This is a genomic window from Marinobacter sp. Arc7-DN-1 (assembly GCF_003441595.1).
Taxonomy (GTDB): Bacteria; Pseudomonadota; Gammaproteobacteria; order Pseudomonadales; family Oleiphilaceae; genus Marinobacter; species Marinobacter metalliresistant.
Genome location: NZ_CP031848.1, coordinates 1,757,631 through 1,780,288, shown reverse-complemented (window position 1 = coordinate 1,780,288; position 22,658 = coordinate 1,757,631). Strand labels below are relative to the sequence as shown.

At 58.9% G+C, this 22,658-nt stretch carries 16 protein-coding genes; 11 read left to right on the top strand and 5 right to left on the bottom strand.

The features are described 5' to 3' along the window. Nucleotides 1–483 precede the first annotated feature (483 nt). The 7 genes from D0851_RS08400 (at nt 484) to hemN (ending at nt 12,103) form a co-directional block, all read left to right on the top strand. The gene (locus D0851_RS08400; protein WP_117618235.1) at nt 484–1,803 is read left to right on the top strand and encodes a TolC family protein; all 1,320 of its coding nucleotides are present in this window, start codon (nt 484–486) and stop codon (nt 1,801–1,803) included. Nucleotides 1,804–1,808: 5 nt separating this feature from the next. Continuing rightward, nucleotides 1,809–3,245, top strand: coding sequence for an efflux RND transporter periplasmic adaptor subunit (locus D0851_RS08395; protein WP_117618234.1), 1,437 nt, complete (start codon nt 1,809–1,811; stop codon nt 3,243–3,245). Beyond that, nucleotides 3,242–6,364 carry an efflux RND transporter permease subunit gene (locus D0851_RS08390; protein ID WP_117618233.1) on the top strand — a complete coding sequence of 1,041 codons (3,123 nt, stop codon included), beginning with the start codon at nt 3,242–3,244 and terminating at the stop codon, nt 6,362–6,364. The genes D0851_RS08395 and D0851_RS08390 overlap by 4 nt, the downstream gene beginning before the upstream one ends. Before the next feature lie 169 nt (nt 6,365–6,533). Further along, nucleotides 6,534–8,153 carry a BCCT family transporter gene (locus tag D0851_RS08385; RefSeq protein ID WP_117618232.1) on the top strand — a complete coding sequence of 540 codons (1,620 nt, stop codon included), beginning with the start codon at nt 6,534–6,536 and terminating at the stop codon, nt 8,151–8,153. Next, a complete protein-coding gene (locus tag D0851_RS08380) occupies nt 8,125–8,589 on the top strand; it encodes a universal stress protein (RefSeq protein ID WP_117618231.1) in 465 nt (154 codons plus the stop codon). Before D0851_RS08385 ends, D0851_RS08380 begins: the two co-directional genes overlap by 29 nt. A gap of 79 nt (nt 8,590–8,668) precedes the next feature. Further along, the gene (locus D0851_RS08375; protein ID WP_117618230.1) at nt 8,669–10,357 is read left to right on the top strand and encodes an HAD family hydrolase; all 1,689 of its coding nucleotides are present in this window, start codon (nt 8,669–8,671) and stop codon (nt 10,355–10,357) included. A gap of 327 nt (nt 10,358–10,684) precedes the next feature. Beyond that, on the top strand, nt 10,685–12,103 hold the full coding sequence (gene hemN, locus D0851_RS08370) for an oxygen-independent coproporphyrinogen III oxidase (RefSeq protein ID WP_117618229.1): 1,419 nt from the start codon (nt 10,685–10,687) through the stop codon (nt 12,101–12,103). 130 nt (nt 12,104–12,233) lie between these two features. Here hemN and D0851_RS08365 read toward each other — a convergent pair whose 3' ends face one another. Continuing rightward, entirely contained in the window at nt 12,234–14,261 is a 2,028-nt protein-coding gene (locus tag D0851_RS08365) for a methyl-accepting chemotaxis protein (protein ID WP_117618228.1), read from the bottom strand. A gap of 276 nt (nt 14,262–14,537) precedes the next feature. Here D0851_RS08365 and D0851_RS08360 point away from each other — a divergent pair, with 276 nt between their 5' ends. The 4 genes from D0851_RS08360 (at nt 14,538) to D0851_RS08345 (ending at nt 16,947) form a co-directional block, all read left to right on the top strand. After that, nucleotides 14,538–14,744: a CsbD family protein gene (locus D0851_RS08360; protein ID WP_117618227.1), complete on the top strand. Its 207-nt coding sequence runs from the start codon at nt 14,538–14,540 to the stop codon at nt 14,742–14,744. Nucleotides 14,745–14,814: 70 nt separating this feature from the next. Then, entirely contained in the window at nt 14,815–14,961 is a 147-nt protein-coding gene (locus tag D0851_RS08355; protein ID WP_117618226.1) for a lmo0937 family membrane protein, read from the top strand. Between the two features lie 86 nt (nt 14,962–15,047). Beyond that, entirely contained in the window at nt 15,048–16,043 is a 996-nt protein-coding gene (ubiU, locus tag D0851_RS08350) for a ubiquinone anaerobic biosynthesis protein UbiU (RefSeq protein ID WP_117620332.1), read from the top strand. A 13-nt stretch (nt 16,044–16,056) separates the two neighbouring features. Further along, nucleotides 16,057–16,947, top strand: coding sequence for a U32 family peptidase (locus D0851_RS08345; RefSeq protein WP_117618225.1), 891 nt, complete (start codon nt 16,057–16,059; stop codon nt 16,945–16,947). A 6-nt stretch (nt 16,948–16,953) separates the two neighbouring features. Here D0851_RS08345 and D0851_RS08340 read toward each other — a convergent pair whose 3' ends face one another. The 4 genes from D0851_RS08340 to D0851_RS08325 form a co-directional block, all read right to left on the bottom strand. Then, complete coding sequence (locus D0851_RS08340; protein WP_117618224.1) at nt 16,954–17,424, bottom strand: cytochrome c; 471 nt, start codon at nt 17,422–17,424, stop codon at nt 16,954–16,956. Nucleotides 17,425–17,531: 107 nt separating this feature from the next. Continuing rightward, on the bottom strand, nt 17,532–20,627 hold the full coding sequence (locus tag D0851_RS08335) for an efflux RND transporter permease subunit (protein ID WP_117618223.1): 3,096 nt from the start codon (nt 20,625–20,627) through the stop codon (nt 17,532–17,534). Beyond that, the gene (locus D0851_RS08330) at nt 20,624–21,997 is read right to left on the bottom strand and encodes an efflux RND transporter periplasmic adaptor subunit (protein WP_117618222.1); all 1,374 of its coding nucleotides are present in this window, start codon (nt 21,995–21,997) and stop codon (nt 20,624–20,626) included. The genes D0851_RS08335 and D0851_RS08330 overlap by 4 nt, the downstream gene beginning before the upstream one ends. After that, nucleotides 21,981–22,619, bottom strand: coding sequence for a TetR/AcrR family transcriptional regulator (locus D0851_RS08325; protein WP_162893704.1), 639 nt, complete (start codon nt 22,617–22,619; stop codon nt 21,981–21,983). The genes D0851_RS08330 and D0851_RS08325 overlap by 17 nt, the downstream gene beginning before the upstream one ends. Nucleotides 22,620–22,658: the final 39 nt, after the last annotated feature.

The following is a 22,658-nucleotide window of genomic DNA, read 5'->3' as shown; positions in this document are numbered from 1 at the left end:
CGACGGTCATCTTTTTTTTAAGAGGTGTCAGAAATTCAGGTTTGTTTCAGGGTATTGTGTTTTACTTTGCAGTACATGGGGCAGTCATCGTACCTGACACGATTGTCCTTTGTGTTATCTCAGGTTTGTCCTTGCCGCAGAAGCCTCTGCGGCTTTTTTATGCGCTGAAATGTGCTTGCTCGTCTTTATGTGCTATACCACTGAGACCCTCAGGTATTTCACATTGTTGGGCTGGTGGTAAAGGCTTTATATTCAGAAAATAATTGCCGATCCTGTCTGATGAGTTTTTTAAAGCATCAGTTTTCGGAGTGATTCTGGATAGTTAATGAAAAACCAAAGATTCTCTCGGTTTTTATCACATGAAACACAAATTGAGCCAGATCAAAATATCCTGAAAACCCAGGTAAGTTCAGTTAGAGTTCAGGTTTGAGATTTAGCATCGCGTACCTGAACAGATTAACAGACTTCTGTGGAGACCTACCCTTGGCTATTCCTGCTCGCTATTTCAGATCCGCCATCTTCGGGGCGTTGGTTTTGACCAGCCTGCCCGGTTGGGCGGAGCCCAGACTTCAACTGGCGAATGTGATTGATGCCGCCATTGAATACGATCCATGGCTTCGCCAGAGTGCCCAGATACAGCAAGCATTACTGGAGGAGTCCATTGCCGAGGGGGCCCTGCCCGACCCTCGGCTGTCACTTGGCGCCGCGAATCTGCCCGTGGACACGTTCGACACCGGGCAGGAAGCGATGACCCAGGCCACGGTCGGAATCTCGCAGCGGATTCCGCGCGGCGACAGCCTGCAGTTGTCGCAGGACAGGAAAGAAGAGCTGGCGCAGGAGCAACCTTTTCAGAGGGAGAACCGGCGCGCCAGGGTGGTGGAAACGGTGACCCGCCTCTGGCTTGATGTGTGGGAGGCACAACAGAGCATCGGTCTGATTGAGGATAACAGGGATCTTTTCGAGCAGCTGTCCGACGTAGCCGAGGCGGGTTACATAACCGCCACCATGATCTCACGGCAGCAGGACGTTGTCCGGGGCACCCTGGAGCTTACGCGCCTGGATGACCGGCTGACCGACCTGAGGCTGAAGCTGCAATCAAGTCAGGAAGCTCTGGGTGAGTGGATCGGGTCGAAAAATGCCTCGCTGGAGGTAACCGAAACGGTGCCCCCCGAACTGCTGACAGCGCTTCGGGACGGCTGGTCGGAAACCAGTGCGGGCACCCTTATCCGTCACCCCCTGATCCGTTCCACGGACCAGCAGATCAAGGCCCGGGCCATTGATGTGGATCTTGCCCGCGAGGCTTACAAGCCCGAATGGACGGTTTCTGCGCAATATGGCTACCGGGATCGCGTGCCCGGCGGGCAGGACCGGGCGGATCTCTTCTCCGTGGGGATTGGTTTTGATCTCCCGCTGTTTACCGGCAATCTCCAGGACCGGAAGCTGAACGCCTCAGCGGCCCGGCTCGAAGCAGAAAAGACAGAGCGAGTTTTGCAGCTTCGCGTGATTCAGGCAAGGGCCCGTTCAGCCCTTGCCCGGGTTAAACGACTTGATGACCGCATCGGGATATACCAGCAGTTCTTGCTGCCGCAAATGGAAGAGCAGGCCGAGGCCGCACTGACCGCCTATAACAACGACGACGGCGATTTCGCCGAAGCCGTACGTGCGCGGATCGACGATCTCAACGCCAAGATTGAGCTGATCGGGATGACCGCGGAGCGGGCCCGGAACTTCGCCAGTTTCCGTTACCTGACCTCAGGCTCTTCCGAAGTACCTTCACTTTCACAGACTCGCTATCAGGACTGACCATCATGGCTAATTTTGTTCGCCCGCTGGGCTTTATACTGCTTGGTGGCATTGCCGGGGCCGGGGCGGCCTATTGGCTGGCCTCCGAAACCGCAACGGCACCAGCGTCCGCGGAAAAGAAACCCTTGTACTGGGTGTCACCCATGGACGCCAGCTTCAGAAGTGACAAACCGGGCAAGTCGCCCATGGGCATGGATCTGGTTCCGGTTTACGAGGACAGCGGGAGCGCTGACGACTCGCCAGGCACCGTCCGGGTTGCGCCGAACATTGTCAATAACCTGGGCGTTCGCACGGACGAGGCCATCAGGGGGCAGTTGCCCAGCAATATTATTACCGTGGGCTACGTGCAGTATAACGAAGACGAGTTGTACCACATGCACCCCCGTGTTGAAGGGTGGATCGAGAAACTTTATGTAAAGTCCGAGGGCGACCCGGTTGAGAAGGGCAAGCCTGTTTACACCCTCTACTCACCCACCCTGGTGAATGCCCAGGAGGAATTGCTCCTGGCACTGGACCGGAAAAACCCGCGCCTGATCAGGGCGGCTGAGGAGCGCTTGTCGTCGCTGAATGTCTCGGACCGTTTGATCCGGACACTCAGGAAGACCCGTAACGTACAGCGGACCATAACCTTCTATGCCCCGGCCTCCGGGGTTATTGATGTCCTGAGGGTCCGTGAGGGTACCTTCGTCAGGCCCGGAGATCCGGTCATGTCCATCGGCTCACTCGACGAGGTCTGGGTGATCGGAGAGGTGTTTGAGAGCCAGCTCTGGGCCATCAGGACCGGCGATCCGGTAGAGATGACCCTGGACTACATGCCCGGGCGCCGGTGGATGGGGCGCGTGGATTATGTGTATCCGGAAATCAATCTCGAGACCCGGACCGCACAGGTCAGGATGCGCTTTGACAATACCGATGGCATGTTGCAGCCGGGCATGTTCGCCAGCGTTAACATGCAGGGCGATCCGAGCGAAAGGCGCACCCTGGTGCCCAGGGAATCCGTTATCCGCACCGGACAGAGCGACCGCGTTGTTCTGGCGCTGGAAGAAGGTGCCTTCAAATCGGTTAACGTTACCACCGGACGGGTAGGGGATAAGTATGCCGAGATTCTGGAAGGCGTCGTTCCCGGCGACAGAGTGGTGGTCTCGGCGCAGTTCCTGATTGACTCTGAATCCAGCAAGACATCGGATTTCCGCCGGATGTCGCCGCCGTCCGCAGGGGCGATGGACCCGGATATGAACCATTCAGGGCACACCATGGAGGCGGGCAAGGCTGATGCCAAGGACAGCCCTGAAGCCATGAATCATGAGGGGATGGACCCGAGCGCAATGGACCAAAGCGAAATGGACCAGAGCGAAATGGACCAGAGCGAAATGGACCAGAGCGAAATGGACCAGAGCGAAATGGACCATGGCAAGATGGACCATGACGGAGGCGCCTCATGATTGCGTCGGTCATTAACTGGTCTGTCCAAAACCGCTTTCTGGTACTGCTTGCCGCCGTATTGCTGACCGGGTTCGGGCTGTACTCGGTGTCGAAGACGCCGGTGGATGCACTGCCGGATCTCTCGGATGTCCAGGTCATCGTTAAAACCAGCTACCCCGGCCAGGCCCCGCAGGTAGTGGAAGATCAGGTGACCTATCCGCTGACCACGGCCATGCTCTCGGTGCCCGGTGCGGTGACGGTCCGGGGCTACTCGTTCTTCGGCGACTCCTACGTCTATATCATCTTTGATGAAGATACGGACATGTACTGGGCCCGCTCCCGGGTGCTGGAATACCTTTCCCAGGTAATACCCAGCCTGCCTGAATCGGCCCGGCCTCAGTTGGGTCCGGACGCGACCGGGGTAGGCTGGGTCTACCTGTATGCCCTGGTTGACCGGACAGGGAACAACGACCTGAGCCAACTGACCACTCTGCAGAACTGGTTTCTGAAGTACGAGCTGCAGACAGTGCCCGGTGTCTCGGAAGTGTCCACGGTCGGCGGCATGGTCAAGCAGTACCAGGTCAAGGTGAATCCCGAAAAACTCCGGGCATTCGGTATCCCCCTGTCCCACATCCAGAACAGCATCAAGCGGGGCAACAAGGAAATCGGTGCATCGGTGATCGAGATGGCCGAGGCGGAATACATTGTCCGCTCGACTGGCTATATCCAGTCCCGTGAAGACCTCTTGTCGATTCCACTGGGTCTTGACGTAAATGGCACGCCGGTCCTGATGAAGGATGTGGCAAGCGTTGAGATCGGGCCGCAGGCGAGACGTGGCGTTGTGGAACTCAACGGCAACGGGGAGACCATTGGCGGCATTGTGGTAATGCGGTTTGGTGAAAATGCCCAGAAAACCATTAATGGTGTGAAGGCCAAGCTGGAAGAGCTGCAGTCGAGCCTGCCTGAAGGTGTTGAGGTGGTGACGGTTTACGACCGTTCCGGCCTGATCGAGCGCGCGGTCAATAACCTCGGGTTCAAGCTGCTCGAGGAATTTGTGGTGGTGGCCCTGGTGTGTATGGTTTTCCTGTTCCACGTCCGCTCGTCGCTGGTGGCAATTATCAGCCTGCCGGTGGGCATCCTGACCGCCTTTATCGTCATGTACTTTCAGGGTATCAATGCCAATATCATGTCGCTCGGGGGGATCGCTATTGCCATCGGTGCCATGATCGACGGCGCCATCGTGTTAATCGAGAACATGCACAAGCATATGGAGAGGACGCCGCTGACGCCCGAGAACCGATGGGAAATAGTAGCCAGATCGGCCTCGGAGGTCGGGCCGGCGCTGTTTTTCTCGCTGTTGATCATCACTGTCAGTTTTGTGCCGGTGTTTGCCCTGGAAGCCCAGGAAGGGCGGATGTTTGCGCCCCTGGCGTTCACCAAGACCTACGCCATGGCGGCCAGTGCCGCTCTCGCAGTGACGCTGGTCCCGGTGCTCATGGGTTACTTCATTCGTGGCAAGGTGCTGCCGGAGCACAAGAATCCGCTGAACCGGCTGCTGGTCGCCGCCTATATGCCGGCCCTGAAGCTGGTGCTCCGGTTTCCGCTGTCAACGGTTCTGGCATCGGTACTGGTTCTGGTTGTCGGCCTGTGGCCGGCAACCAAGATCGGGAGTGAATTCATTCCCAACCTGGATGAGGGCGACCTGATGTACATGCCTACCACCTACCCGGCTATCTCGATTGCCGAGGCCAGGAGGTTGCTGCAGCAGACGGACAAGCTGATTGCCACGGTGCCCGAAGTGAAAACCGTGTTTGGCAAGGTGGGCCGGGCGGATACCGCTACCGACCCGGCACCGCTGACAATGATTGAGACCTTTATCCAGCTCAAGCCCAAGGATCAGTGGCGGGACGGGATGACCACCGATAAGCTCAAGCAGGAGCTCAATTCGCTGATTCGCTTCCCGGGGGTGACCAATGCCTGGGTCATGCCGATCAAAACCCGCATCGACATGCTGGCAACGGGCATAAAGACCCCCGTGGGCATCAAGGTGGCCGGCCCGGATCTCTCGGTTATCCAGGGCATTGGCAAACGCCTTGAGGAGATCCTGGAGAAGGTTCCCGGCACGAGTTCTGTCTATTCCGAGCGGGTCGCCGGCGGGCGCTACATCAAGGTGGATATTGATCGGGAGCGTGCCGCCCGCTATGGCCTGAATATCGATGATGTTCAGCAGGTTGTGGCCTCGGCCATTGGCGGAATCAACGTGGCGCAGACCATAGAGGGGCTTGAGCGCTTCCCGATTAACCTCCGCTATCCGGAGGATTACCGGGACTCACCCGAAAAACTGAAGCAGCTTCCCGTGGTGACTGAATCCGGTCAGCGGATCGCGCTGGCCGACGTGGCCGATATCCGGGTGGAGGACGGGCCGCCCTCCATCAAGAGTGAAAACGCCCGCCTGAATGGCTGGAGCTATGTGGATATCGAAGGTGTGGATATCGGCACCTATGTCCAGCAGGCGCAGGCCGCCGTGAAGGAGGAGCTGGATCTGCCCGCCGGTTACTCCGTCAACTGGTCTGGCCAGTATGAGTACATGCTCCGTGCCAAGCAGAAACTGAGCCTGGTGGTTCCAGTGACACTGGTCGTTATTGTCCTCCTGCTGTTCCTGAACTTCGGGCGCTTTGCGGAAGTGGGTATCATCATGGCTACCCTGCCTTTCGCGTTGGTTGGCGCCATCTGGCTGATGTATCTGCTGGGTTACAATTTCTCGGTTGCCGTCGGCGTCGGCTTCATCGCCCTGGCCGGTGTTGCCGTGGAGATTGGTGTGATCATGCTGGTCTATCTCAATCAGTCCTACGAGTCGATGCTGGAAACCTGTGAAAAGAGCGGGCTGAAGCCAAGGCGGGAAACCCTTCGCCATGCAGTGCTTCACGGTGCCGGAATGAGGGTGCGGCCGATAATGATGACCGCGGCCGCCATCATCGGCGGTCTCATACCGGTCATGATGGGCGGTGGAACCGGATCGGAAGTCATGGGCCGGATTGCCGCGCCCATGGTCGGAGGCATGATCAGTGCCGTGATTCTGGCACTGCTGGTGATACCGGTTGGTTACTACCTCTGGAAGCGCGCGGGCGTTGCAGAGTGAGCCGTCGCCGGTTTACTTTTCAGGCTCTTGCCTGGCCCTGTCCCGGAGTCTTTCCGGACAGGTTCCCCGGGGGAGGCTGAAGCGGAATTGATCCCTGTCCCGCAATCGGTTCGCGGGTGTGGTAGCGTAAGGCCTTTGGCGGATCCTTTCCCGAAGAAACGGAGGCTTTATGCTGGAACGGCTGCAACGCCGGTTGGGACTGCAGACCATACCAGGGGTGTTTTTCACCTCCGCCGGGGTAGCGGCCTTCTTTGTTGCCCTGGCTGTCCCGTTTGATGAAGCCGTTGCCGAAAGTTTCGGGCTGCTCACCGGCTGGGTGGCCCGTAACCTGGGTTGGTTCTATATTCTCTCTGTCAGCGCCCTGCTGATCTTCCTGCTGGGCCTGGCGGTCAGCCGTTACGGCAATATCCGTCTGGGAGCAGACGACAGCCGCCCGGATTATTCCAACCTGACCTGGTTTACCATGCTGTTTGCCGCTGGCATCGGCACCATACTTATGTTCTGGGGCGTCGCGGAGCCGGTGTCCCACTTTGCCAGTCCCCCGTTTGACGGCGTGCAACCGGGCTCGGAGCGGGCCGCCAGCGATGCCATGACCATCGCGCTGTATCACTTTGGCCTGCATACCTGGACCATTTTTGCGATGCCGGGACTGGCGATCGGCTACTTCGCCTACCGCCACAATCTGCCCATGCGCATCAGCAGCCTGTTCTATCCCATCCTCGGGGAGCGGGCGTTCGGTCCATGGGGCTGGGCGGTGGATGTGATTGCTGTGCTCGGTACCCTGTTTGGTGTGGCAACCTCTCTGGGGCTGGGGACCCTGCAGCTGAACAGTGGTCTGAACTATCTGTTTGGTACACCCTCCACCGGCTTGGTCCAGGTTATTCTGATCGCCACCATTACCAGCATTGCGGCGACTTCTGTGGCCCTGGGACTGGACAAGGGCGTGCGTCGGCTGTCCCAGCTTAACATCGTGCTGGCCATGGTCTTGCTTGCGTTCGTGCTTGCTGTTGGGCCCACCGTGTTTATTGCCGAAGGTATGGTCCAGAGCGTGGGTAATTATTTCGACGCCTTGCCCTGGCTGGCTTTCTGGACCGAGACGTTCAGGGAAACCGACTGGCAGAGGCAGTGGACCCTGTTCTACTGGGCCTGGACCATTTCCTGGGCGCCCTACGTCGGTATCTTCATTGCCCGGATCTCCCGGGGCCGGACCATCCGTGAGTTCGTCGCCGGTGTTTTGTTTGCCCCCACGGCCTTCACGCTGGTGTGGTTCGGAGTCTTCGGGTTATCTGCTATCCAGTTGGAGATGAATGGCCAGAGCGCGCTGGCCGAGCAGGTGCAGCAGGACCCTTCCGTGGCTATTTTCGCCTTTCTCGATGCTTTTCCTCTTGCAGACGTGGCATCGGCCCTGAGTGTGGTCATCATCGTCATTTTCTTCACCACGTCATCCGATTCCGCCTCCCTGGTGATCGACATGCTGACCCGTCGGGAAGACCAGCCCTCCCTGGTGCGCCAGCGCATCTTCTGGGCGGCGGCCCAGGGCGTTATTGCCGCCACCCTGTTGCTGGCGGGTGGGCTGGATGCCCTGCAGAATGTGATCACCTCCCTGGGTTTGCCCTTCTGTGTTTTGCTGATCTTCATGGCGGTGGCCCTGCTCAGGGCGCTGCGTGCGGATTACCGGGGCTACAGCATGAACGAACTGGTAAAGGGGCGGGCCTTCCCGGAAGTGGAAGCCACCCCCGAAACCAAACAGGAGAACGACTATGTACCGGAAACTGTTGATCGCCATTGACCCGGAAGACGACGGTGAGGGCAAGCGTGCCCTGGAAGCCGCCATGGACCTGCTGGCGGAGGATGGTGAGCTGCACCTGGCCAGCGTCTATAATCCCGGTGGTGGCGGGTTCTTTCCTCACGTCACCGGAGAAGCGCCCGAGCAGAAAGAGGCGCAGGTCCGGGAGGTGCTGGATCTGCTTGCACGCAAATACCTGCCTCTGGACCGTGACGCGCATCTGCATGTGGTGGCGGGAAATGCCGGCGAAAAACTGGTGGGCCTGGCGGGCCAGCTCTGTGCCGACCTGATGTTACTGGTATCCCGTGGCGGCTGTGGTCACTGGTCCCTGCGTCGGGCGACCGTGGAGTATGTCTCGGTGAATGCCCCCTGTCCGGTACTGGTTCTGCCGTCGCTGGAGAAGGCCGAGCCCGGGAAGAGTGAAGAAGGCTGCAACTGACTGGTCGAACAGCGACAACGGATCGGAGCGGCTCACGGATTGCACTTTGGGCCGCTTCTGAAGCTTCAAAGGATTGCTTATGGCCCGGTTCAGTGATCATCTGTCTGCTCCGTCAGTGCTGATCTTCGACTGGCATGGCACGCTTGTCGACACCCACGATGCCATGTTCAGTGCCATGGAAGACATGTTGCCGCAGCTGGAGGATCTGGGGCTGGTGGAGCGGCTGCTGCCGGAGGGTCAGTGCCGCACTGCCGATGATGCCAGGCTGGTTCGTTATATCCGGATTTTTCGCCGCTTGCATCCACGCATACTGGCGGAGCGCAGGGTATCAAGGACTGACATATTCAACGCCATTTTTGGCGAGGATAAAACCGCGAAGCTGATTGCCCACAAGGCCTATAACGAGGCGTACCGTTGGTATTTCGGGCAGGTCAGACCTTTCCAGCCTGGTGCCTATGAGTACCTGTCGGCCCTGAAGGCGATGGGCATCCGGCTGGCGGTATCGACCAACCGGAACCGGGAGTTCCTCGACAAAGAGCTGCGCACGGTGGACGAGGGGCGCTGGCGGGATCTGTTCGATGCCACGGTGTGCGCGGATGATGTGACCGAGTACAAGCCGGATCCCGAAGTCATCCTCAAGGCCCTTGAGAAACTGGGGCTGCCGGCCGATGAGAGGGCGTGGTACATCGGTGACAGTTACGTCGACATGCTGACCGCCAACAAGGCCGGTGTGTCCGGCATTTTCTATAACGGTGCCTGCTGGGAACCGGGCCGGATAGACAGCTGGTTCTCACACCGGGACGCCCCCGCCGCCATTCTTGACAGCTTCGAGGACCTGATGGATCTGCTGGCGCTGCTCGAAAGGAATGAGCCTGAGGCGTTCCGTCAGGCGCCCGCGGAGGTAAGACCGAGACCCTACCCACCCCCTCAGCGCCCCGAACCCCGGATAGAACCGGACTGGCACCCGGCGGCCGTCAAACTGGTCCGGCCGGCGGTCATCCTGTTCGACTGGCACGCGACTCTGGTGGATACCCTGGACGCCATGTACCACGCGGTGGATGACATGTTGCCGGACTTTCACCGGCTCAGGCTGATGGACCGGATGCTGGCCCCTGAGGACAGCAAGACACCGGAGGACGTCAGGCTGGTTGCCTACGTGCGCGAGTTCGCCAGGCTACACCCCAAGGTGAAGGCCGATCGGAAAATCTCCCGGACCGACATTTTTGAAGTGCTGTTCGGGGAGGATCAGGAAGCCAAACAGATTGCCCACAAAGCCTTCAATCACCACTACCGGAAGCACTATGGCACGGTGAAAGCTTTTGAACCCAAGGTGTGTGAAGTGCTGGAGGGATTGCGGCGTCTGGGGATTCAGATCGGGGTGATCACAAACCGGGACCGGGAGTTTTTTGAGCATGAGCTGGCTGCGGTGGAAGACACCGGCTGGACCCATCTTTTCGATGTGGATGTGTGCGGCGACGATACACCAATGCGCAAGCCGCATCCGGATCAGTTGGTATTGGCAGTTCAGAAACTGGATTATCCGCCGGACCCGAGCGTCTGGTATGTGGGTGACAGCACCACCGATGTGATTGCCGCCAAGAGGGCGGGCATGACCTCGGTGTTCTTTAACGGCGCGCAATGGGACCTGCCGTGGCTGAACAAGATATTTCCGGGCACCCACAAACATCCCGACAAGCCGGATGTCGTAGTCAACGATTTCTCGGAATTCTGGGCGCTGGTGCTGGCCTGCGAAATCGGGCCGCCGTGAGCACCATCGTTATATGTGTTCCAATCGTGCCAGCAAGTTATCGGCGTGCATCACCATGCCCAGCACATTGGGCAGCTCTATCCAGTCATAGGCATCGGCATGGACCGCCAGCCATTCGCCTCCGAACACCAAAACTCCCCAAAAGAGGTAGTAGAAGTACGCCAACAGCCCAAGGGTGGTTCATACAACAAACTGGTAAACTGAAACTCAGCTGACCCGCATCAAAATGCGAGCCGAAGGATTACCGTAAAATCCCTCCAGCTCCCCTGAACATGGGGTCAGATGAACTTTCATCTGACCCCAATTTCATCTGACCCCGAGTTTACTATGACCTCCGACCCTGCACTCAAAACCCAAGACTCCGCATTGCCGGAATTCATCTGGGACGACGCCCTGATCCGCCGCTACGACCTCAGTGGCCCGAGGTACACCTCCTACCCAACGGCCGTTGAGTTCAACCAGAACTACCCGATTGAGGACATGGTCAAGGCCGCCGCCCGCAGCAAGGCCAGCGACCGGCCATTATCACTCTACACCCACCTGCCGTTCTGCGCGCACCTGTGCTACTACTGCGCCTGCAATAAGGTGATCACCAAGAAACGTGACAAGGCCATGCCCTACGTGGAGCGGCTGCTGAAAGAAGCCGCCATCCAGTCAAGGCTGTTCGGTGCGAACCGACCGGTTACCCAGCTGCACTGGGGCGGCGGCACCCCCACGTTTTTGCCGAAGGAGGTGATGGAACATCTGATGGCGGGGTATGGGGAGCTGTTCAATCTGCAAACCGGTGATGACCGGGACTACAGCGTTGAGATCGACCCTCGGGAAGTGGACCAGGACACCCTGCCCACACTCTGGGATCTTGGGTTCAACCGGATCAGCCTGGGTGTCCAGGACGTGAACCCCGAGGTGCAGAAGGCGGTGAACCGCATCCAGCCCCGGGACATGACCGAGGCCGTGCTGAGTGAGGCACGGCGGATTGGCTTCCGCTCCATTAACCTGGATCTGATCTACGGCCTGCCCTACCAGACCCCGGAAAGCTTCGCGGAAACCCTGGAGGCGGTCATCGAAATGTCGCCGGACCGGCTCTCCGTATTCAGCTATGCGCACCTGCCGGACCGCTTTTATCCGCAGACCCGGATCCAGTCCGATACGCTGCCGAGCCCGCAGCAGAAACTGACCATTCTCCACAACACCATCAACCGCCTGCTGGAAGCCGGCTACGAATACATCGGCATGGACCACTTCGCCAAGCCGGATGACAGCCTGGCTGTGGCCCAGCGGGAAGGCCGGCTGCACCGGAACTTCCAGGGTTACACCACCCATTCGGAGTGCGATCTGGTGTCCCTGGGTGTGTCGGCCATTGGTCAGACCGACGATGCCTATTTCCAGAACAACCACGACCTGCCGTCCTGGGAAGCGTCCATTGATGCCGGCCAACTGGCGATCACCAAAGGCGTGAACCTGACCCGTGACGACCGCATTCGCCGTTGGGTGATCGGCCAGCTCATCTGCCAGTTCCGGCTGGATCGCCAGCAGTTCGCGGCGGTGTGGCAGGAAGACCTGGACCGCTACTTCGCGGATGAACTCAGCCGCCTGAAGCCCATGGTGCAGGATGAACTGATTGCCGATGACGGCAGCGTTCTTCAGGTCCAGCCCGCAGGCCGGTTGCTGATCCGGGCCATCTGCCAGATCTTTGATCTCTACCGCAAGGAAGGCGCCAGCCAGCGGTTCTCCCGGATTATCTGACAGGCCTGTCGAAGACGGGGGGCCGAACTCGGGGTCAGAAGAAAGCGTTCTTCTGACCCCATATTCAAAGTCGAGTGAAGTCGGGGTCAGATGAAGGCTTTCATCTGACCCCTTTTTACTTCTGTTGGTTTCAGCTGTACGCCGGCACCTTGAACTCATTGGCAAGGTCCTGAAGTACCCTCGCCAGCCGTGCCTGCTCGCCGGTCACCTGGGTGATTTCCTGGGACCCGGTCAGCGTCAGGATCGCGGCCTCACTGACCGATTCCATGCTGCCTGCCAGTTCCCGGGTTACTGCAACCTGTTCCTCGGAAGCGGTGGCAATCTGGCTGGCCATATCGGAAATGCTGTTTACGTCGGTCAGGATGTCCGCAAAGGTCTGCTCCAGCTCTGAAGCCTGTTCGCTGGTGGCGTTAGCCAGGTTGTGACTTTCAATAATGGAACGGCTGGCATTGCCGGTAATATTCCGGAAGCCGTTGATGATGTCCTCAATCTGGGTGGTGGATTCATGGGTCTGCTGCGCCAGGGTGCGTACTTCATCGGCAACCACCGCGAATCCCCGACCATGCTCGCCCGCCCGGGCCGCTTCTATAGCCGCATTCAGGGCCAACAGGTTGGTCTGGTCCGCCACCTTGCGAATCACATCCACCACATCGCTGATGGTTGAGCTGCGGTTCTCCAGCTCTTCAATAACCTCATTAACTTTCTGAACCGAGTTGGCCAGCGAGCGGATGCTCTTCACGCTGCCGTGCAACACCTGCTCGCCAGTGTGACTTTTTTCCATGGCGCTTCTTGCGGCATCAGCAACCTGCTGGGTATTCCGGGAGATTTCCTCGGAAGTGGCCGACATCTCCTCAGTAGCTGCCGCCACCTGTTCGATCTGTTGCTGCTGGTTTTTCACCTGGCTTGAATTCTGGCCAGCCGTGGAGCTGGTTTCCTCGGTAGCCGTCGCCAGTTGAACGCTGGATTTGTCGATCTGCAACAGGGCGTTGCCGAAGCGCCCGAACAACTCGTTGATCGCTTTGCCAATAGTGCCCACTTCATCCGTGCTGGCGATTTCAATGTCACGGGTCAGGTCCTTGTTGTCCATGGCGAACTGCACGCCTTCAAGCAGGCGCCCGACTTGCAGGTTGATGGCACGGATGATGACCAGCATAAGCACCAGCATCGCCAGAACCGCGCCTGCCGCAATGGCGGATGCAGTGATTAGGTCATTGCGGGCGTCGGCGACCCCGGCGGTGGCCAGAGCCATTACATCAGCCAGCATGTCCTTACGAAACCCGTTGAGCTCGCCAATCCGTTCGGTGGTGTTGTTGAACCAGTCTGCCGCATCCAGGGCATACATGCCGGAAGGACTGCTGAACAGGGTTTCGCGCTTCTCCTCCAGGGACTGACTTGCAGCAGTGCCCGACTGTTTTTCAAGAGTTGCGCGAAGTGCGGTGTCCGAGGCCTGCATCGCCAGTGCTTCGTTGAAGTAGGCTTGCTGCTGCCCGCCGAGTCCGGCGATACGGCGCAGGGTAGGAAGATCAAAGTTTCCGCTGCGAATCAGGAATGCACCAACCGCGCGTTCCCGGCCTGCTCGCTCTGCCAACTCCGCCAGGGCGTAGTAAGCATTAACGTCACGGGTCAGCTCCGGATCGGTGGTCTGTCGGATAATCAGAGCAATCCGGTCAATCAGTTCCATGATCATTGCGGTGTAGCGCGACGCGGAATCGCCCGCGGCAATGCTTCGGTTATCGATTGAACTGCGCAGGGAATTCAGGTTGGCCAGGCCCTGGCTCACTGCCTGTAGGCTGGTTTCAACGCTGCGATCAAAGGAGGCGCCTGCCAGCAGGGCGTCAATTCCGCGGCGATAGTCCGAAATGCGGGTATCGGTTTGCCGCCGTTGCTCCGCCAGCTCACGCTCGGCCTGGCGGGCGGCGTCGGTACGGGGTTGGCTGGCGAAGAGGACTGCGGACCTGCCGCGTTCCTTCTGCAGACTCTCGGTCAGAGGGTCGCCGATTTCAGCGAGTTCCACCATGGAACGCAACTGGCGCATATTGCTCAGCTCGTTGTAGCTCAGAGCAATGCTCTCAGCGGCGAAATAGAGAATAACAAGCAGGGCAGGCACCATCAGAGTGGTCAGCTTGCCCCGCATGGAGAGATTATTGATGAAGTTCATAGCCTTGCCTTGTTTGATCAGGGAATGCGCTCATTATCCCGGTGCCGGTAGGCCGGCTGCTATCGGCGAGACGGGGTAGCTGTGGAGGTAGTTTCAGGCCTGTAAGCTACTGTAAGTGATTGTTAAATAACTGGCATATATAAAGAAAAATATGCATAGGTATAAGTGCGTAGAGCACCACTTTGGAGGTATTCCTCTGTGTGTGCCAGCGAACAGACCCGGGTATGGCGACGAGCTAGCTTGAAACCGAAGTTATAGCCAGAGGAGGGTGTGATCATGAGCATGTTTAGTGCAGACGAAATGAAAGGAAAGTGGAAACAACAGGTTGGAAAAGCAAAGCTGGTCTGGGGCAATCTGACAGAGGACGAACTTCTTGCGGCGGAAGGGCGAAAGGACAAGCTTGCAGGCCTGATTCAGGAGCGGTATGCCATAACCCGCGAAGAGGCTGAAAAGCAGGTTAAGGAATTCTTCGGTAAGAATTAAGATCGGTCCGTCCGAACCATGAGTCAAAATGCTCATGGTTTGGTGCTGGGCTCAACAGGGGTGCATAGCCATGCTGGAAACAATTGCCATTGTTCTACTGATTCTTTGGGCTTTGGGTTTGGTGACCTCCTATTCCATGGGCGGCTTTATCCATATTCTGCTGGTGGTCGCGATTGTGGTAATACTGCTTCGGGTAATCCGGGGCCGTAGTCTCTGAACCTTCGAACCTTGCGCTGACAAAGGTCAAGGCAGTTCCTGCGCGAGTAGCGGTAAGGTACCGGCATTCTTGAAGTGGAGAATGCCATGGAACTCGTCTGCCCGGCCGGTAGCCTGCCAGCCCTGAAAACCGCGGTGGATAACGGTGCCAATGCCGTGTATTTGGGTTTTCGGGACAGCACCAACGCCCGCCAGTTTGCCGGCCTGAACTTCAACGACAAACGTGCCGCCGAGGGTATTGACTATGCCCACCTGCGAGGCGCACGGGTGTTCTGTGCCATCAATACCTACCCGCAACCGGATGGCTGGGAGCAGTGGAAGGGCGCGGTAGACCGCGCCGCAAGCCTGGGTGTGGATGCCATTATCCTGGCCGATATGGGCCTTCTGGATTATGCCGCCAACAAGTACCCGGATATTCCCCGGCATCTGTCGGTGCAGGGCTCTGCCACCAGCCACGAGGCGCTCTCGTTCTACAAGGATAACTTCGATATCCGCCGGGCGGTGCTGCCCCGGGTTCTCTCGCTGGACCAGGTTCGTGGTGTGGCTAAACACAGCCCGGTCGAGCTGGAAGTGTTTGCCTTCGGGAGTCTGTGCATCATGGCCGAGGGTCGATGTTATCTCTCTTCCTACCTGACCGATGAGTCCCCCAATACCCGTGGCGCCTGCTCTCCGGCCAAGGCTGTGCGCTGGCAGGAGACACCGCGGGGGCTTGAATCCCGGCTGAACGATGTGCTGATTGACCGATATGGCCAGGGTGAATCCGCCGGCTATCCGACCTTGTGCAAAGGCCGTTTCGAAGTGGAGGGCAGTGTCTACCACGCCATTGAGGAACCGGTCAGCCTGAATACGCTGGACCTTCTCCCGGATCTCCGGGAGCTGGGCATAAGTGCCGTAAAAATCGAGGGTCGTCAGCGCAGCCCCGCCTATATCGCCGATGTTGCCCGCACCTGGCGCCACGCGCTTGATCATCTCGAGTCCGGCTCCGGCATGTTTACGGTTGACCCGCAGTGGCGCAGCACCCTGGCGGGACTTTCCGAAGGCGGCCTGACAACGCTGGGCGCATACCATCGCAAGTGGAAATAAGGTTCTACCGATTATGATGAAGTTATCGCTGGGCCCGATTCTGTGGTTCTGGTCCAGGCAAACCGTTTTCGATTTCTATGCCAACGCCGCCGAGTGGCCGGTGGATACCATCTATCTGGGCGAAGCCGTGTGCAGTCGTCGCCGTGAGCTGAAACCGGATGACTGGTTTGATCTGGCCCGTGATCTGAAAGCCTGCGGGAAGGACGTAGTGCTTTCCACCCAGACGCTGATCGAATCCGACGCGGATCTGCGCCGTCTGCGCCGGATCTGTGACCAGAACGAGTTTGTGGTGGAAGCGAATGACCAGAGCGCTTTGCAGGTGGCTATTCGTAATGACATTCCCTTCATAACCGGCCCGTCCATGAACGTCTACAACGTGGCCACGCTCAAGGTGCTGGCAAAACAGGGCCTCAGGGGCTGGAACCTGCCGGTGGAACTGGGCAAGGGAACCCTGGATCAGCTGATCAAGGGTTTGAAAGAGGAAGGCCTGGACTTGCCGGCAGAGGTATTCGCCTGGGGCTTCCTGCCCCTGGCCTGGTCATCCCGTTGCTTCACCGCACGGCATTACAATCTTCCGAAAGATAACTGCGAGTTCCGCTGCATCGAGCATCCCGATGGTATGGAATTGCGCTCCCGGGAATCTCAGGAGCTGTTCCGGATCAACGGTATTTCCACCTTGTCTGGCTCGCGCTATGACCTGATGCGGGAGCTGCCGGAGATGGAGCGGATGGGGGTGTCAACGATCCGACTGAGCCCGGAACATCAGGGTATGGATGAAGTGGTGCACCGCTTTGATCAGGTGCGCCGGGGTGTAACACCGGCAACCGATCCGCTGCAACTGGTGGAAGCGCCACCCTGCAACGGATACTGGTACGGCAAACCGGGAATGGAACTGGTCGGCTAAGGCCGGTCAGTCATTTAAGGATTGAACGCCAGGGAAACGGTCAGACACATACTTGCTGTGGCATTGGATGCAGTTGCCGGTCATTTCGCTGAATAGCTTGTGCTGCTCTTTCGTGCCTTTACCCCTGCCTGCCTCTGCCAGCGATGCAGCAAGCTGGTGGAATTCCTTGTCCAGCTTGATAAAACCGTTGGGTACTGCCGACATCAGGTCTTTGCGATCCTGTTCGGTCAGTGACTGTTGCAGGATGAAGCTGTCGTGAATCTTCTGGGCATTCTCTGCAACACTGTCATGCTGGCCCATGACGATGGCCGAATGAATCTGCCCCATGGTCGACTGAATGGATCGCATCTCTTCGCGCAGCAGACGGTCCAGCTTGTCGGTCAGCTTGGGGGTGACTGGTTCATCCGCCGTGACAGTGAACGGCAGAGCGATGCTCAGTGCCAGGGTGGCCAGAAGTGCGCAGGTTGTTTTTGTCATGGTATAGCCCTCTATTAATGAATGGCGAGCGCCGTTCAGGTTATCACTATCAGATAGTATGCCTGTTGAGATATGCTAATTTCTGACAGCTGTCCCCACTTTCCGGGCTATCCGGAGTTAGCGGAGGCGGCCCATCCCAGATCCTCCAGAATTACGTAAAGCGCCGGCAATGCCAGCAGTATCAGAATGGTAGACACCAGCAGTCCGAAGACGACCGAAATCACCAGCGGGATCACCGCCATGGCCTGAGTGCTGGTTTCGGCCAGCAGGGGCAGAAGGCCGGCGATGGTGGTGCTTGTGGTAATCAGAATGGCGCGGAAGCGGGCGCGGCTGGCGGCACCGGCGGCTTCGGTGGCGGTCATGCCCCGTTCCCGGTAGGTTTTGACAAACTGAACCAGCAAAATGGCATTGTTCACCACAATACCCGCCAGTGAGGCCGCGCCGATCAGCGAGGGCATGGACAGGTTGTAGCCCATCAGCAGGTGACCCCAGACCGCGCCCATAAAGGCCACCGGGATCGACAGCATGACAATGATCGGCTCCAGGTAACTGCGGAACTGGAACGACAGGATCAGGAAGATCCCCAGCAGGCCGATCAGCAGCCCCCGGGCGATGGACTGGCCGGTTTCCTGGGAGCGGGCGGTTTGGCCTTCCACCTGCAGGCTGATCTCTGGCCATTGCTCACGGAGCTTCGGAAACGCCTGGTTCTGCAGGTCCGCCACGATGGCATCGGCGTTGGTTTTTCGGCCGTTCACATCGGCCGATACGGTTACTGTGCGCAGACCGTTAATGCGGGTGACCTGTGACCATTGCCGTTCCTCGGCGATGGTCGCCACTTCGCGCAACGGAACCATCTGGCCCTTTGCCGTGGTGATCACGGTATCTTCCAGGAATTGGCGGGTGTTGCGTTCGGCGCTGGCCTGGCGCACCAGGATTTCGATGTGTTGGTCACCGATCTGCACCGTATCCACAATATCGCCCAGAAGGCCGGTGCGGATCTGGCTGGCTACTTCAGCAGTGTTCAGGCCGAGGGGTAGGGCGCTGTCGTTCAGTGTCAGTATCCGCTGGGGCTTGCCGGGGCGAAGATCATCCAGCACGTTGAAGGTACCGTTATAGCTGGCGACTTCTTCGCTCAGATAGCGGGCCGCGGCTTTCAGTTCGTCCAGATCGGTGCCTTGCAGGCGGACTTCGATGGGAACGCCCGCGGGGCCGAAGCCGGGCTCCTGGATGTTCAGGGCAATCAGGCCGGGGATTTCGCCGATCTCCTGGTACCAGCGGTCGGTTAGGGTGACCAGATCCACGGTACGGATTTCGGCGGTCAGCAGGTCTGCCATAACCGTTGCCACATGGGCGCCTTGCTCGCCGGCCCCGGCGTGCTGGTTGAAGCGGGTCTGGATGTTTCTCACCAGAGCTTGCCGGCCGGGCTGCTCCGGAGCGTATTCCTCGTTGAGTCTTTGCATGGCTTCGGTTATGCGGTTGGTAATGGCCTGTGTCTGATGTAGGGGTGTGCCCTGGGGCATCAGCACCCGGGCTTCCAGTACGTCACCATCAATCTCCGGCATGGCTTCCATCCGTACATGACCGCCGGCCATCAGCCCCACCGAGCCAAGGATAGTCAGCAGCATGGCCGCCAATACGCCGTAACGGAAACGGATGGCGCTGTCGGCCAGTTGTCCCACTTTTTCGCGAACCTTTTCAAAGCCACTGTCGAAAGCAGAGCGGAAGCGGGAAGGCGCTTTCTCGCGCTTCTTGCCCAGGCCGTTTCTGAGGTGGTGGGGCAGTATCCAGAATGCTTCGATCAGTGAGGCGGCCAGGGCGGCAATAAGAACGACCGGCAAGACCTCCAGCACTGACCCCAACTCTCCTGCCAGAAATGCCAGAGGAACGAACACGGCAACCGTGGTCAGGAATGACGACAGCACCCCGGGCAGGATTTCCTGTGTGCCTGTGACCGCCGCTTCCAGCGGGCTGCAACCCTCGGCTGCACGCTGGGCGATGTTGTCGGTGATCACCACCGAGTCATCCATAACAATACCGATAGCCATAAGCAGGGCCACCAGGGTGATCATGTTCAGGGACAGCCCTGTCAGGACCATCATCACAAAGGCTCCGGCAAAGGCGGCAGGGAGGCCGAACAGTGCCCAGAAGGCGAGCCGGGGGCGGAAGAACAGTGCCATTACCAGACCCACCAGCAGTAAGCCGGTGATACCGTTGGCCACCAACATTTGCAGGCGGTCCTTGACGATCGACGTCATATCCTGGGTGATTTCCAGTTCTACAGTGCCAGCCCGGCGGGCTTTTTCCTCATCAACGAACGTTTGCAGCGAGTCCATGACCCTCAGGGCATCGTCATGGCGGTTCTTGTGAACCTCCAGAACGATGGCGCGCTGGCCGTTGAATTCCACCCGTTCCTCTTCCCGTTCATGGGCTTCGGTAATGGTGGCAAGGTCGCCGAGGGTCAGCACGGCACCGGCTTCGCCACCGACGACCGGAAGTTTGGCCAGGGCCTGTAGTGAGCGCCGTTCATCGACAAACCGCAGCTGTATATCCTGGCTGTCGGTTTCAATGTTGCCCAGGGGCATGTTCAGGTTCTGGCTGCTGATGGCGCGGGCAATGTCTCGCACACCGAGGCTATACTGGCGCAGCAGGTCGCGGGAGACTTCGATGTGCCACTGGCGCTGGGACAGACCAACGGGAATGACATCGGCCACGCCTTCCATGGCGAAAAGCCGGTCTTGCAGCTGGTTGGTGTAAGTCTCCAGATGGGCGAAGCTCATGGGTCCGTAAACCGCGATGGCGGCCACCAGGTTGGTGCGGTAGAGCTCGCGGATAATCGGGTCTTCGGCTTCTTCGGGCAGGTCGGTCAGGGCCTCGGTTTCGGTGCGAATATCATCCAGAAACCGGCCCATATCGCCCTCTGGTGACATGCTGGCAATGGTCTGGGCCTGGTTGTCCCGGGCAGTGCAGGAGATTTCCTTCATGTAGTCCACCCGCTGCAGCGCCTCACCCAGGCGCTGGCAGATGGCTTCTTCCACATCCGCCGCAGTGGCCCCCCGGTATTCTATGGTGATGCTGACTTCCGGCGGCAGGTAGTCCGGAAAGGTTTCCCGGGTTAGGTTCGGTGCGGCAAACAAGCCCATCGCCAGCATCAGAATCAGCAGCAGATTGCCGGCGGTGGGGTGGCCGGCGAACCAGCGGATCACCGTTGCTCTCCCATAACTTGGTGCTGCAGAGCTTTAAGGGCCTGATCATCGGTTTGCGGGGCTAACGGTGTGCCTTCAATGGCCGGCACCAGATCATCGAGAATCAGGCGGTCACCCGGCTTCAGACCGTTTGTAACGATAGCAAGGTCACCCTGCTGCCAGGCAACGGTGACTGGCTGGCGTTTCAGGCGGTCATCTCTGTCCGCCAGGTATACCTCGCCCTGGTGAATGGTGCTGGCCGGCACCACCAGCACTGGATTGGGTGTAGGCGCTGTGATAGACGACTGCACAAACATGTTTCGTACCAGCGGTGGCCGGGCTGGCGGGTTGGCATTGCGATAAGGCTCCTCCACCGCTATCACCGCCTGAATGGTGCGGGTGGCCGGATCAAGACTGCTGGTGACCCGGGTCAGCTTGCCGGGCCAGCGACTGTCGGGAGCGCCGGTGGGGTACACCCACACCGTCAGTGAGTCCAGCGGCAGTTGTTGGTGGAAATCGGGAAAACCCTCGGGTGCTTCCCCAGGGGCTGTCGGGGCGGGAGCACCCGGGATCTGGGACAGCACGTTCCGAAGCTCGGACATTTCCAGCTGCACCGTGACTTCTGCGGCAGAAATGTCGTCTGCCACAAACAGGGTCTGGCCGGGGCTCATCTGTTGCCCGGTTTCGATTTCGGACTGGTGAACCCGCATATCCCAGGGGGCTTCAAACCGGGTATCTTTAAGGTCTTCCCGGGCACTGGCCAGGGCCGAATCACTCCGGGCCAGGCGGGCGTTCAGGGTCTCCCGTTTTACCGGAATCAGGTTGAGCTGGTTTTTCAGTGACTGCACAGCCTGTTGTTGCTGCAGGGTGGCCCGCTGTTGTTCATCCAGCCGGGTTTCAGACAGGGCACCACGATCCGTCAGGGTTTTTGCCCGCTCCAGCTCCCGCTGGGCCAGGGCCAGCCGGCGGTTTTCCAGTTTCAGCAGTTCCCGGGCGTTCTGCTCTTCCTGATCCAGTTGCCGAAGCTCTGCCTCAAGGCCGGCGATATCGGCCTTGGCGGAGGCTTCCGCGAGTTCGTAGCGGGTCGGGTCTATCTGTAGCAAGCGGGTGCCTTCGGGGATCAGGTTGCCGCTTTCCAGCTCCGGGCTCCTCCAGATAATGCGACCGCCCACATTGGCCACGGCCTTCCAGCTCCGGGCCGGTAACACCTGACCATAACCACGGGCTTCGGTGCGAACGGTGAGGGGAGTAACTTCAAGGAGTCTGGCTGGTGTCGCTGCCAGCTGTTCAGCTGTGCGCTCCGGTGGTTGCTTCAGTTTCACCATGATCACCACGAAGGCGATGCCGGCAATCAGCGTCAGGGCGAGGATGAGCTTATTTTTTCGGGTCATCGGGAATCTCCTGGAAGCTTGCGCTGAACAACCGGAATATGCGAGGGGCTACCTGTTCCAGGTCGCGGACATCGCCACCCACCATGCCCTGAACTACCAGCCCCTGAATGGCACCCAGATAGAGCACGGCAGCAGCTTCCGTGTCGATGGTCGGGGTTATGCATTGCTGTTCAATACCAAGATTCAGCAGAGAGACTACTTTCTGCCGGTAGGTGGCCAGGGTCTGACGGATAATGCGTTTCGCCCGGTGGTTGCCCGGTTTCTGGAGCTGTCCCAGCATCAACCGAGGAATGCCGGGATGGCTGGCAATGAATCCGATATGGGCCAGAAACATGGCTTCCAGGGCCTGATCGGCCCGTTCATGCTGGTCTGCAACACTGAATACCCGTTGGGTAAGCTGCTCGGCAACCCAGCCCGCCACCGATTCCCACAGGCTGTTCTTGTTGGGGAAGTGCTTGAACAGGGCGCCCTGGGATAGCCCGACTTCATCGGCAATACGGGCAGTCGTCAGAGTAGAGGGGTCTTGCTCGCCGCACAGGTGCACCACCGCTTCAATAGTGGAGGACTGGCGTTGCTCGGTACTCTGATAATCGCGCTTGGGGGGCGGCTGCTTGTCTGGCATGGTTTGGCCCAAAGAAAGTAATCAATTACTTTATTCTCG

Excerpts from the sequence above, each read along its gene's own strand:
- D0851_RS08385 (WP_117618232.1), top strand. The coding sequence starts at position 6,534 with ATGCTGGAACGGCTGCAACGCCGGTTGGGACTGCAGACCATACCAGGG.
- D0851_RS08395 (WP_117618234.1), top strand. The coding sequence starts at position 1,809 with ATGGCTAATTTTGTTCGCCCGCTGGGCTTTATACTGCTTGGTGGCATT.
- D0851_RS08325 (WP_162893704.1), bottom strand. The coding sequence starts at position 22,619 with ATGCCAGACAAGCAGCCGCCCCCCAAGCGCGATTATCAGAGTACCGAG.
- ubiU (WP_117620332.1), top strand. The coding sequence starts at position 15,048 with ATGGAACTCGTCTGCCCGGCCGGTAGCCTGCCAGCCCTGAAAACCGCG.
- D0851_RS08380 (WP_117618231.1), top strand. The coding sequence starts at position 8,125 with ATGTACCGGAAACTGTTGATCGCCATTGACCCGGAAGACGACGGTGAG.
- D0851_RS08340 (WP_117618224.1), bottom strand. The coding sequence starts at position 17,424 with ATGACAAAAACAACCTGCGCACTTCTGGCCACCCTGGCACTGAGCATC.
- D0851_RS08345 (WP_117618225.1), top strand. The coding sequence starts at position 16,057 with ATGATGAAGTTATCGCTGGGCCCGATTCTGTGGTTCTGGTCCAGGCAA.
- hemN (WP_117618229.1), top strand. The coding sequence starts at position 10,685 with ATGACCTCCGACCCTGCACTCAAAACCCAAGACTCCGCATTGCCGGAA.
- D0851_RS08360 (WP_117618227.1), top strand. The coding sequence starts at position 14,538 with ATGAGCATGTTTAGTGCAGACGAAATGAAAGGAAAGTGGAAACAACAG.
- D0851_RS08365 (WP_117618228.1), bottom strand. The coding sequence starts at position 14,261 with ATGAACTTCATCAATAATCTCTCCATGCGGGGCAAGCTGACCACTCTG.
- D0851_RS08330 (WP_117618222.1), bottom strand. The coding sequence starts at position 21,997 with ATGACCCGAAAAAATAAGCTCATCCTCGCCCTGACGCTGATTGCCGGC.
- D0851_RS08375 (WP_117618230.1), top strand. The coding sequence starts at position 8,669 with ATGGCCCGGTTCAGTGATCATCTGTCTGCTCCGTCAGTGCTGATCTTC.
- D0851_RS08355 (WP_117618226.1), top strand. The coding sequence starts at position 14,815 with ATGCTGGAAACAATTGCCATTGTTCTACTGATTCTTTGGGCTTTGGGT.
- D0851_RS08390 (WP_117618233.1), top strand. The coding sequence starts at position 3,242 with ATGATTGCGTCGGTCATTAACTGGTCTGTCCAAAACCGCTTTCTGGTA.